The organism is Nocardiopsis yanglingensis (assembly GCF_045809185.1).
Lineage (GTDB): Bacteria > Pseudomonadota > Gammaproteobacteria > Xanthomonadales > Xanthomonadaceae > Stenotrophomonas > Stenotrophomonas yanglingensis.
In genome coordinates this window covers 456,038-467,552 of the sequence record NZ_JBJNRH010000002.1, presented here as the reverse complement: position 1 = coordinate 467,552, position 11,515 = coordinate 456,038, and the positions used below count along the sequence as shown (strand labels likewise).

The 11,515-nt window shown below is 56.5% G+C and carries 11 protein-coding genes; 5 read left to right on the top strand and 6 right to left on the bottom strand.

Annotated features, from left to right (window positions below):
* Window positions 1–51 precede the first annotated feature (51 nt).
* Window positions 52–495 carry a GNAT family N-acetyltransferase gene (locus tag ACJ7C5_RS05470; protein WP_412703287.1) on the bottom strand — a complete coding sequence of 148 codons (444 nt, stop codon included), beginning with the start codon at window positions 493–495 and terminating at the stop codon, window positions 52–54.
* A 75-nt stretch (window positions 496–570) separates the two neighbouring features.
* Window positions 571–1,677 (bottom strand): DUF3667 domain-containing protein, encoded by a 1,107-nt coding sequence (locus ACJ7C5_RS05465; RefSeq protein WP_412703286.1) that lies wholly within the window; start codon window positions 1,675–1,677, stop codon window positions 571–573.
* Window positions 1,678–2,327: 650 nt separating this feature from the next.
* Between ACJ7C5_RS05465 and ACJ7C5_RS05460 the strand changes: the two genes are divergently transcribed.
* The 3 genes from ACJ7C5_RS05460 to ACJ7C5_RS05450 all read left to right on the top strand — a co-directional run bounded on the left by ACJ7C5_RS05460 (window position 2,328) and on the right by ACJ7C5_RS05450 (window position 5,273).
* Window positions 2,328–2,864 carry a hypothetical protein gene (locus ACJ7C5_RS05460; protein WP_412703285.1) on the top strand — a complete coding sequence of 179 codons (537 nt, stop codon included), beginning with the start codon at window positions 2,328–2,330 and terminating at the stop codon, window positions 2,862–2,864.
* A 529-nt stretch (window positions 2,865–3,393) separates the two neighbouring features.
* On the top strand, window positions 3,394–3,693 hold the full coding sequence (locus tag ACJ7C5_RS05455; protein WP_412703284.1) for a hypothetical protein: 300 nt from the start codon (window positions 3,394–3,396) through the stop codon (window positions 3,691–3,693).
* 242 nt (window positions 3,694–3,935) lie between these two features.
* A complete protein-coding gene (locus tag ACJ7C5_RS05450) occupies window positions 3,936–5,273 on the top strand; it encodes a hypothetical protein (protein ID WP_412703283.1) in 1,338 nt (445 codons plus the stop codon).
* An 82-nt stretch (window positions 5,274–5,355) separates the two neighbouring features.
* Here ACJ7C5_RS05450 and ACJ7C5_RS05445 read toward each other — a convergent pair whose 3' ends face one another.
* Window positions 5,356–6,753, bottom strand: a complete 1,398-nt coding sequence (locus ACJ7C5_RS05445; RefSeq protein ID WP_412703282.1) for a site-specific integrase — start codon at window positions 6,751–6,753, stop codon at window positions 5,356–5,358.
* A gap of 525 nt (window positions 6,754–7,278) precedes the next feature.
* Between ACJ7C5_RS05445 and ACJ7C5_RS05440 the strand changes: the two genes are divergently transcribed.
* Complete coding sequence (locus tag ACJ7C5_RS05440; protein ID WP_262205934.1) at window positions 7,279–7,668, top strand: H-NS histone family protein; 390 nt, start codon at window positions 7,279–7,281, stop codon at window positions 7,666–7,668.
* A 46-nt stretch (window positions 7,669–7,714) separates the two neighbouring features.
* Here the strand turns inward: ACJ7C5_RS05440 and ACJ7C5_RS05435 are convergent, their stop codons facing one another.
* The 3 genes from ACJ7C5_RS05435 to ACJ7C5_RS05425 all read right to left on the bottom strand — a co-directional run bounded on the left by ACJ7C5_RS05435 (window position 7,715) and on the right by ACJ7C5_RS05425 (window position 10,932).
* Complete coding sequence (locus ACJ7C5_RS05435) at window positions 7,715–7,924, bottom strand: hypothetical protein (RefSeq protein WP_134708996.1); 210 nt, start codon at window positions 7,922–7,924, stop codon at window positions 7,715–7,717.
* A 263-nt stretch (window positions 7,925–8,187) separates the two neighbouring features.
* Complete coding sequence (locus tag ACJ7C5_RS05430; RefSeq protein WP_197622527.1) at window positions 8,188–8,847, bottom strand: hypothetical protein; 660 nt, start codon at window positions 8,845–8,847, stop codon at window positions 8,188–8,190.
* Between the two features lie 1,752 nt (window positions 8,848–10,599).
* Complete coding sequence (locus ACJ7C5_RS05425; RefSeq protein WP_169448908.1) at window positions 10,600–10,932, bottom strand: helix-turn-helix domain-containing protein; 333 nt, start codon at window positions 10,930–10,932, stop codon at window positions 10,600–10,602.
* Between the two features lie 117 nt (window positions 10,933–11,049).
* On the opposite strand from ACJ7C5_RS05425, the gene ACJ7C5_RS05420 reads away from it, so the two are divergent.
* Window positions 11,050–11,508: a hypothetical protein gene (locus ACJ7C5_RS05420; RefSeq protein WP_412703281.1), complete on the top strand. Its 459-nt coding sequence runs from the start codon at window positions 11,050–11,052 to the stop codon at window positions 11,506–11,508.
* Window positions 11,509–11,515: the final 7 nt, after the last annotated feature.

The following is an 11,515-nucleotide window of genomic DNA, read 5'->3' as shown; positions in this document are numbered from 1 at the left end:
GCGGGCCAACGGTAGATCCACGCGCTGCGTGGATCTACCCACTGCGGGAGGCTATAGCACCCGTTCCATGTCCACAGCGTCGATCCCGGCGCCGTGGCCATCGGGCACGATCCGCGTCACCTGGAAGCCCAGACCGGCATAGAAGCCCTGGGTGTGCTGGCTGGTACTGAGCGCGATGCGCTTGATCGAAGGATCCGCTTCGGCCTGGCGCAGGCGTGCCAGCGCCAGTTCGCGCCCCAGCCCCTGCCGGTGCAGCGCGCGCTGCACCATGCCCCAACAGAAACCGGCACTGCAGTCGCCGCGTCGCGACAGGCCGCCACAGGCCACGATGCTGCCATCGCGCTCGATGACCTGGAATGCACAGTCCATGGCCTGCTCACGCAGGAAGCGTTCAAAGTCGCTGCGTTCTTCGGGCGCGAAGTAGGTGGGTACGTTGCTGTCGAAAATCGACAGGCAGGCGCTGGCATCGGTGGGGCGATAGAGGCGGAGGTTCATGGGCCCACGATAGACGATCGTCAGTAGATCCACGCCATGCGTGGATTCATGGGCCGGACGCCGTGCGTGTATCCCTCAGGCCGAGATTCCCGCCAGCACCGCATACATCACCACGAAGCTCACCAGGAACAGGTAGACGCCGCCGATGGCAAGGTAGCGCAACACGGTCAGCGCCATGTTGCCGCCATACACGCGTTGCTGCATCCACAGCAGGTAGACCGGGACCGCCAGCCACAGCAGTGCATACAGCCATTGGCTGACGGCGGCGAATGCGGGTGATGCGAGCGCGCTGCTGATGCCGGCGATGAGGAAGGTTGCCAGCAGCACCATCATCAGCCAGCAGTGGCTGTACAACGCCACGACCAGATGTTCCAGATACCCCATCGGCCGTGGCACGTAGGCGATGCGCAGTACCAGCGCGAACACCGGCATCAGGAAGAACAGGGCACCGGGCAATGCGGTCAGGATCGCCTGCATGTACAGATCGGTCTTGCCACCCATGCGCTGGATGTTGGCGTTGCCGTTGTGCAGGCGCTTGTTGAGCCAGTTGTTGGCGAACCGGGGCCAGCCTGCCACCACGATGGGGTTGGTGTCAGCGTCCCAAGGTTTACCGTTGACGGTGTGGTTGAAGAAGGTGCCGGGCTCGGTTGCGGTGGCGTCTTTGCTGGTACCGGTAAGCTCGGCTTTGCGCTGTGCGGCTGCCGCATTCACCGCCGCTCTGGCCATGGCGAAGCCGGCGTTGCCGGTGGCGGGAGAGCTGGCCTGTTGTTGATCGATCATCATCAGCTGTTTCACGCGTGCGGCCTCGACCTGTTCAACGGTGATGGACTTGGCATACAGCGAATCGCCGCCGCCCATGCGGATGTCGTCGACGTGCACGAACAGCTTGCCGATGAAGAACGTAAACAGGGTGAGGATGACGAACAGCCGCAAAGGCTGCACGTATCCGACCCGGCGGCCCTTGAGGTAGTTCTGCGTGATGCGGCCGGGCACCCAGAGATCTCGCAGCGTGCGGAAGATGCGCCCATCCAGATGCCAGAACGATTCGAACACTTCTTCGATGGCATGGCCCACATGCTTGAGCGGATTGTGCGCCGATTGCCCGCAGCGATGGCAGTAGTGGCCGTGCAGGGCGGTATCGCAGTTTTCGCAGGCAGCGTGAGCGCTGTCGATCGAGCTCATGGGCAATGGGCTTGGCGTCGGTTGAAGGCACCTACGATAGCGAATTTTCAGGATCCGTTCAGTTTTGTTTTGGGGTGCCCAGAGCGTGCGGAAGGCGACCAGAAGCATCCACGCATGGCGTGGATCTACTGATGAATCTGGAGGAACAAGCCCCTCTGTTGAGGGGCTGCCCCGACAGGGGCGGGGAGAGGCCGGCAAGGGGAGGGGCCCGAACGTTGCGCAGCAACGTTTGGGGCGAAGCGCGCGCAGCGCACTTCGCGTCCCGCGCCAGATAACTGAAAAAGGCCGCCCCTGGGGGCAGCCTTTTTCAGTTATCTGGCGGAGAGAGGGGGAAACAGTACCTTGACCGTCCCCCGAGCTCCGGAAGCGTCCACAAACCGGATTTGTGTCCTGTGGTGTGTCCCGGAGCATAGCTGCAGTGCAGCCTCTATACCACAGCATGCGAGCTACCATTGCGGCCGTAGGCCACTAGGTCGGCTCAGCAGAGCTGGGCTAAAGTCTCTTACCCGCAAGCCGATAGCTCAAAGCGTGGGCCTAAAAAGCCTGTCTCTGACTTGCCTGAGATCTTTTTGCTGTGGCACCGGATGGAGCAGATTTGGCGCCGAAGCTAGTAATGGAATATCGCATTTACGACCAAGGAGAGAAGTAGAGTGGAAAGTGGAAACGAGTCTGGATCTGAGCGTGCAACCAAAGCTGGGTCGGCGCCGATTGCGACTGGTGCTGAGAGTGATTCTAAACTAGTAAAAGAGCTCGGGAGCGAGTTTGAATCTGAGTCCGACAGCAGCTCTAACGGTCTTGGAATGAATGATTTGCAAAAGGAGACTGCTGTCGTTGAATCTGCAGATCCTCCCAAGGGTATTGGTGCGACGGCTAAGAAAATTGTTCGTGGATTCCGTGAGTGGGCTGACAGGCGCGAAATTAAAATTAACAATTTTCTGAACAAAATTGATTCGCGAATACTTGGTGGTTTCGCGGGTCTATTTTTGATCCTTAACGCGCTCGCTCTTTTGTTTTGGAATCGATTCGATGCATCTAAAAACATCTCTTTAGAAAATGCGTTTTCGCTCGGTCTAATTTTGTTCTTCTGCGCGGTGGGGCTGCAGCCAAAGTTCAATTCCAGAATTTGGACATTGCTAGGAACGGTGGCTGGACTTGCGCTTTGGATTGGGTCTTTGTTTGTGACTTGACTGTATGTTGGGGGCAATTTGGATGAACTTGGCGCGGGCCAATAGACATTGCGGTTATTACGCATCCGATCCAGCCGCCTGCCAAAACTGCAATTGCCAGCAGGGCCGTCGCAGCAAACCTTGAGGCGGATTTTTCTTCTCTTTCGTTTTCGTTATTCATTCTATCTCCCAAGTTTTTACTTTTTATCTGGAATTTGCAATTAGTCAAGCGCGAATGGATGGCGATTTATCATTCTTTATGCGACCCGATTGGAATTCCGTTGTGAAAGACGGTTTAGTGCTTTGTCTACGGGAATTCGCGCAGCCTGCGCATTTGGCTGCAGGGGGGAAGGACCAATACGGGGGAAGTACCGCTCGTCGGAATGCCTTGTTGGGCTGCACTCTTCACGGACTAGGAAATGCGACAATCGTCACGTTTTCTCGCTATCCCAATTTAGGCCTCTTCGGAGAGCGGGGGATGGCAGGGGACTGCAGCCTATGCAGGGGGCACGAGGCTGTAGGGACTGATGCCCCATCCAAGGAGAAGGAAATGAAGAAGATTTTGCTCACCCTGGCCGCTGGTGTCGCTCTGGCATCCTCTTTTGCAGTTTCGGCTCAGAGCCATTCGGTGAAGGGGCACTATCGTTCGGACGGTACCTACGTCCAGCCTCACCACCGTAGCAATGCGAATTCCACCAAGCTGGACAACTACAGCACCCAAGGAAATTACAATCCCTACAACGGCAAGTCCGGGACTGTAGATCCTTACAAGCCGACGCAGAGCAATCCATACGGTAGCCCCTACAACCAGCCGAGGACGCAACAGCGTCGATCTGGCTACGGCTACTGAAGTCTAGGGCCCCGCAGATGCGGGGCTTCTTTTTTCATGGCCTCTCGCCAGCAAATGCGGCCAGTTGTACGCTTCATCTTGCGGTGCATGTCTAACATGGCGCCTCCACCAGTCCTGTAGCTGCGTTAGCTGTAGGACTGAACTGGAACGCATTCACCATGAACCTATGAGAGGCAGAAGGGATGGGAGAAACATCGAGCACCGCGTCTTCGGACGGTGAGCTTGTAGCAGTCAGTAGTAGGATGTTCGAGAACATCAGAGATCAGCTTGTCGCTGGTGAATTTCGAGTAGAACTATTTGATTGCAAGGCGGTGCAATGCGTCGAGAACGAACCCTTGGTCTTCGAGGGGATTGGCGTCGTCAGCCAGACGAAGGATGGAAGCATTGGGTTCACGCTCCTGTGCCAGAAGGTTGACGCTCGCTTCGATCCATTCGTAGAGCTTTTCAGCGAATTGGAGCCCGGCAAATTGGTTGAAGACAGGAGTCGCTATAACATTTCGGGGCACGACTCGCTTGGAATACGGTGGCGGTGTGAGCGTCAGATGTTGGGCGTAGACCAAGGGCAAGAGTTAAGGCTCACTTCAAATCTCACAAACCTGGTTGCGGAGCAGAAGTCATCGCGAAAGGAGCTGGAGAAGGAATACCAAGGCTGGTACTTTTCAGGTGATCTGAAGATGCCGACTCGACCGAATTCGAAGAAGTGGGAGCATGAGCGTGACCCGACTTCCTGGAAGGGAACGGTCGATCATCATGGAAATTCAGAACTCTCGTTCCATGCGCCCCAAGAGGGCTTCAAGCAACGGTCTGAGGACTTCCTGCGTGGTGTAGCGATGCTGTGTGGGCGTCCACTGTCGCCGATGTGCGCGTATCGTTTCTTTGGCGACCGGCAGGTAGTAGAGATCTTCGGGCGGCGACGCGACCCTCATCGCAACGTGATGGTCCCTTTTGTTCCACGTGCGTGGCCATATGCCCCATCTTGGAACGAGTTTTTGGAGGCGTGGATTTCCGTCGAGCGTCAAGTAGGCGACCGTAGAGTGCAGACATTCATCTTCCATCACTTTGCCCGCATCTGCTACGCCCAGCAAGAAGGTATCGAGAACGGAGCGCAGGTTCTTTCCTCTTCTATTGAGGGCATGCTCTCAAGGTTGTTTATGACGAACGATGATAAGGATCTGGAGTTCGCTCGGCTTATCGAAGTGACGCTTGATTCGGCTTCAAGCGCTGGTCTTGATCTGGATGAGAGGATTGTAAGGCTCTTGACGAAGAGTAAGGAGAGCGCAGAACGACCAGGTATAAAGAGCGTTTTCCAGAGCCTGATTCGTCGCGAGCTTCTGAATCCAAAGCTCTTCGAGGCGTGGACCAAGATTCGTCACAAGGCTGCGCATGGAGAGTTGCTTGGAACCACGGACCAAGAGCATCAGAAAATGTACGACCGATTTTTTATATGCATAGAGACCTTCAAGAGATTGGTGTTTGATGTCGTTGGCTATGCCGGGACCACTGTTGACTATCAGAAGGCAGGGTGGCCAGTGATCGAGAAAAAGGTAGCAACCTTTACTGGTGATGGATCAGAATCATGACGTTCCGCTTTCCGGTTGGCCCCTCTCAAGGTCGCCGCAACATCTGCGGCGAGCTCACTGCGAATCACCCGTGGGGTCGCCATCATGGATAGAACCTCTTCTTGTCCTTCAAGCAGCGCTTGAACTGCCCCTTGGCATAGACAGGAAGCACTACCGCAGGCCTGTATTTGTCCAAGGTTTCTATCTGCTTCCTGCGCATCACGGCGGGCTTCTTGTGGAAGTACGCCTCGTGAAGCACGGGCACGCGCTTGCTGACAGAGTGGCCGGTGATCAGAGCAATGTCTTCGTCAGGGACATTCTGGTGGTGGAGTTCTGTGGCGATTGTGTGGCGGAAGGCATGGAAACCAACACCTCTAGGGAAACCAAGGTTCTTCATGTAACGGCTGAACTGGCTAAGCGCTGCCAGGCTGTAGCGAGCATTAGTCTCGCCGGTCTTACGGTTCACACCAGCGGATAGGTGTGGGAAGAGGCGAGGGTGGCCGCACTCTCTGATGTCATCAATGAAGTCCACGAAGCCTGCGTCTAGCAGTGGTTTCGGGATAGGGATGGTCCGGATAGATGCCTTGCCTTTTAGGCTCTGCCGACTCCTGAGCCGGGTCCGGTGCGCCAAGTCAGGATCCACGGTCTTCTGGATGCGGATGCACCAGACATCGCTCTCCTGGACGATGTCGGCGACCTTCAGCTGAGCGACTTCGTTGATGCGGGCACCTGTATACAGACCGATCATTGGAAGCCACCATCGATGCGGATACTTGCTCGCCCAGGGAATGAACGCCTTGGGGTCGAAGATGCGGCGGAGGTCGTCTTCATCAAAGAGGCGCTCAGGCTTGTTGGGATCGGTGACCAGGTCCTTCTTGATCTCGGCATACGCGGCCATGGGAGACGCTTCAATGGCTTTCGTCTTGACCAGCTGATTGAAGAAGGAGACCAAGAAGCGTCGATGACGTTCGAGCGTTGCAGGGGCAAGCTGAGGAACATCTAGCTCCTTGCCGCAGGCAATGGCTTCGTCATAGCTGATCCCTCGATAGGCGGGGTCAGAGAAGAGGCCTGGGGGTGACCAGCGCATGAGATCCCAGAGTCGGTAGATGTGAGGGTGGTCAATGCGAGAGACGGGGATGTCGCCGCAAGTCATCTGGAGAAGGCGCAGGGTTCGGGCTGTGGAGTCGATGGTCTCCTGGGCGAGGCAGCGGCGTTCCCGGTCTCCCAGGTAGTCCTTGATCTCTACGGACAGAAGGCGGGCAGGGTGACCTGCAGAGAGTGGCTCAAGGTAGCGCGTGCCTGCGGCATTGATGCGAGAGCGTCGAGAGCGCTCCATTGCAGCGTTGAGGATCTCTTGCGCGTGGATGGCTGCTTCGCGTCCGGTGATGACCAGCTCATCAATCCGGAAGCGTCCGATCTTGATGCCCTTAAGGTGCAGCGTGTCCTCGGCGTCTGGATTGAATGGGAAGTCTTGAAGGAAGTTCTTTACTGTTTTTGGCACTGCACTGTCTCCGTGGATGATGGGAGCAGTGCTAAGGCCCGGCTTTGATTCGTCAAACGAGATCTAGAGTGTTGGCGCGTTGCTTAGGCATTCGCCGAAACGTTGGAATTAGCGCGAAAACGTTTAGAGGAAATTAGTGAGATGTGCGTTGCGAGGCGCTGTGGCGCAAGGGTTTGCCTTGGGTGACCGCTTCTATCTTGCAGTCATTTTTGTACTGTACGATTTTGAGTGTGCTTACGCCTAAGCGTGCTTTCTTACAGAATAGGCATGCAGGATCTTTTCGAATTTGCGATGGGCATCACTATCCTCCATTCTCTTTGTTGGATCGCCTCGTCTAGGTTCTATGGCAAGTGGCAACCCCGGTTAGGTTGAGTGGAGGGGACTGCGCCCCTTTCGGGCCCGGACCGGTTGTCTAGGGGGAAAAGACCGTATAGCTTGTTTCCGGTGGAAGGGTGGTCGCGCTTAGCGTCCAGAGCTTCCTAGCTACCTTCTCTCCTTTTGCCATCAATTTCAGGTTCTTTAAGAATGACCAAGCCGTCACTCGATTCCATTGCCTCCGCCAAAGCCAAGCTTGCTGAAGAGCTGCGCAAGCTTGAGGAACAGGAAGTTCAGCTTCTCCAGGAACAAGCCGCTGATGCCTTCGCAGAAGTCGCCAACCTCGTGTCCCAATACGGCAAGAGCTTCTCTGCGAAGCAGCGCGCCGAGATCGTCAGCATGCTGGCGACGGATGTCCCTAAGAGGGCGGGAACTGTGAAGAAGGAAGTCGCACCCAAGTATTGGCTCCCACACACGGGCGAAACCTGGAGCGGCCGAGGCAGAACTCCTCGTGCGTTCGCTGCCTGGGAAGGGACTTCCGCTTATACAACTTGGAAGGCTTCCCATCCCAACGAAAAGTTCCCGGCGTTTCCGGGTTGAGAAGACAGAAGCCCCGCATAGCGGGGCTTCTGAGTTTGTTGCTAACTCACTTCGGCTTCTTGGTGCCGTAGGGAGCCTGGTTGGTAGGCTTCAGCGAGATCCCCGCCTTGCTCGCCTGGCCGTAGATTGCCTCGGGCGAGCGCCCCATTTTCAGGCCAATGACCCGGGTAGGGGTGTTCCCTGACGCAAGCTCTTTGAGTTGCTTGACCTGCGTAGGGGTCCAGGGCTGACCGGAGTTGGAAGGCTTCTTGGTCATTGCGTTTTCCTCAGCCGATGTCGGCTAGTTGGCTGCTGCCCCAGTCATGTGTGAGGGGCGCGGCCGCGTTACAATTGAGCCCTGGGCAGGGGAAACTCTGCTCAGGGCACTTGAGGGTGCCCGCCACGACCTCCGATCAGTCTGGCCTGAGAAACGAGGCTGATCGGGGGTCTTCTTTTTCACGACATCCGCCGGGCGAGCTGGCGACGAATGCCGATCACTGTTGTCTTAAGCATGGTTCCTCCTTGGCGTCTGCTTGAGCATCATTTCCCTACGCTTTTAGGTTTGCTCTTCCGTGACTTCACCTTCGTAGGTGCCGATTCAGTTGGGGCATCGGTAGGTGGTGGCGGAGGGAGGCTCGGCGGATCCTCTTTTGCCGTCGTCTTAGCCCAGTAAGCGCGAAGTGCATCCATCTCACTGAGTCCGCCCACCTCGGACAGTCGATCCCAGAAGCGGCTGTAGAGCACGTCTTGGATCTTTCCATTTGATCTCATCCATTCAACGGCCGAATTTGGATTCGTCAGCAGAACGTAGTGGAAATCACCTGCCGGTCCGGCTTTTGCCACGATTAGCTGCAACTCCTGCAGCCGCTTCATGCGCCGTCGCCAGGTGTCTACTGCCCTCGGTCCGGTGAAGCCCGCCTCTGCGGCGAACGTGATCGGATTGTCGATTACAAGAACCGGGTGATCCGGCGCTCGCGCCCAAAGGCAAAAAAGAACATGCCCAGGCGGCTGGCCTTTAGACTGTTCGTCTGCGGCCTGCATGGCAATCGGCAGCGTCCTCGGCACAGTTGAAAAGCCATTGTTCTTCTTGCGATTCCAAATCCAGGCGTCATCCACTCCGGCGAAGTGGATTTGCCGTTGATGCTCAGCGCGCTCCGACATATTTACGCGCCGTGCCACTGCCTGCTTCATCGTGGACATCGAGCAATTCCCTATCAACTGGTGGACAATTTGCGTCTTCAGGCTCCGAAGAGCAAGGGAACTAGACGCGCGCAACTGAGCGTTTTAGATAGCTGAAAGCTACGCCAGAGCCACCGTGGATGCAACAAGCAGCGATTCCTGAATGGTTGAGGTGCGCGTTTCCGCGCATTCTGTTAAAAAATACCCATTGATATCAGGTGTTTGGGTCGGTAGCCGTGTGCTCCCCGTCATCCCGTCCTTCCGTGCTCACCGTGCTCGCCGTGCTCCCGGGGTTCTCCAAGGGGGGTAAGTGGTCAGTCCTCTCTTTCTCTCGGTTCGGACCTAGGCCTTAAGTCGCCTCCGCCTGCTCTAGATGCAAGTGGATTGGCGGAGCTCCTGCTGGCACTACCAGCTGCAGTCGCTGCTAGATAAGCACGCGGCGCGTCGTATGGCCTTGGCCTAGCTTCCTCTCACCCGCGATGCCCGGACAGGGGGGAAAGTTGAGTCCCTCCACAGCACAGTAGGCCCCTTCGCCTGTGCGCGTGCTAATAGGCGTGTTTTCTTACTTCAATGGGATTTAGGCACTGCGAACGACTTCACAATCCTCTAGTGCTAGCGAAGCTTGGTGAAGATGCGTCGCAACACCTGCTCGCGGTCACGAGCCTGACGACCGCTTCTTATTGGTCTGTATTGCGGACAAATCCAACATGATGAACCGAGTTCACATCTGCGGTGAAGCGCCCCGAAGCAGATTCGCGAGCACGGTCGAAGAGCAAAAGGTAGTGGCCAACCAGGTCATGAATGCTCTCTAGCCGATACCTTTGCACTATAGCGTCGGCGTGGCTCTGGTGAATCGAGATGCGGAAGCTGCTGTTTTCGGCGCCAAAGTTTGAGTAGTAGCTACTGCCAAGGGGCCAAAAGCTAAAAGAGCGCACTATTCCCCAGAATCCAAGCCAACGCTCCGTATGTAGATCGACTCGGGCGTCGTCAAACCGTACAAAGGCGTCATGGGCCGGCACCTCCGTCTGAGCAGGATCTGGGAGCCGTATCCGAACTGGACTTGTTTTGAAGCTTGGCCAGTGAACCAATTGTTCAAGTAGCCGTTGCGGCCCGCGAGATATAGTCGTCGACCGGCGTGTTCGGGAGGCCGAGCCTCTGCCAGCTCTGCTGCCTTCGTCAGCATCTTCGCCTTCTTCAGAATTCACCTCCGACGATTCGACTGGTGTCTGAATTCTGACAATCAGTGTCTGATTGCGTTCCACCCATTGAGCGACAGTCGCATCACTCTCATTTGTTTCCCATGGATCTGCGTTGCGCTGGATGAGGCTGCAGTTGGCCGCATGCGGACGACAATAGAAGTGCGCAATTCTCCCCTTCCTTCCAGGACTTGGGTCAGTCTTTCGGCGAAAGTGCGCGGTAGATTCACAGCCCAAACACTTTAAGTGGCCCTTCAAGGGCTCACGCTGGGCCTCCGTGAGCAGTGAAATCTCTAAAGCGGTGTATTCGTGATTGGTTCTTCGATCCAGAGCTTCTTGCATCCTTCAAGTCCCCTGTGACTCGTTCCCGATGCTTCTAGATTAACTCCTGCTTCGTCAACCGCGCCAGACCTATGCTTGTTCTGATCAGTGTTCCGGCTGAAAGCACTAATGGATCCGCTTCGCATCTGGTCTTTAAAGAGAGTACCACTGTCATTCGCTTGAAAAATCGCGGACGCTGGTTTTTTCTGCAAGGTGATCCCCGGCAACATTCCGGCTCAAGACATGCGATGAAAGGCTACGGCGCAGCAAGCTGCTTTAGCAGTGCCAGTGCTTCTTTCTGCTTCCTAGCATCAAGCTGCGATAGCACCAGGATGGCTTCAGCCATTGTGTCGGAGGCAGCAAGAAAGTAAGCCGCTGGAAGATCCAGCAGTTCCGCAAGTCTCTCGATGGTCGCCAGATCGGGCTTGTGCATGCCTCGTTCGTAACGGCTGATGCGGGGAGCCACCGTGTTCGGGTCGTCCACGCCCAAAAGCAATTCCCCAAGCTGTGCCTGCGTCCACCCCTTGGCCACACGGGCGGCGCGAAGGCGTTGACCAAGAGCAGTAGGCGTAGGTTGAGGGGCTGGCATCCGAGAACAACAAAGACGTTGACTCCCAGAAGTGTGCCCATCTAAGCTTAGCCGGTCATTTGCGTTCAACGCAAATATTGCCGGGGAGCTAGTCGTATGGATATGAGGTGCTTTGCGTTGCTGAGTCTTCTCACCATTGCCTCTTCTGCCGAGGCGGCGCCCAGCCTGTCGTGCCAACTGCAGAGCGGCCAGTTCAAGGCGGGTGGGGGAGGGAAGCCGAAGGTCTCGGAGTTCATCTGGGCGACGGGTCATGGCTCTGCGATCCCCACCGGTCCCGTGCGAACCAGGATCGGTCGCATCGACCCTGTGGAAGGCCGGGACTACAAGCGCGCTATCAAGCTGGACGGCAAGCCCGTTCTTTTGCCTCCGGACGCACATAGCGTCATCGGCTTCGGCAAGGTCTACGACTTCGGGGGAACCGTTGCCTTGGCTTACCTCGGCGAGCGTGAGGAGGACTCTTCTGCGCGGCCTAGCCAGATCGTGATCGTCATCAACAAAGCTGGGTCAGTGATCGATAGCGAAGTCCTGCCTGGCACTGCAACCAATCCGGGCAGTCACTGCCTACTTATCGACTGATCAAGGA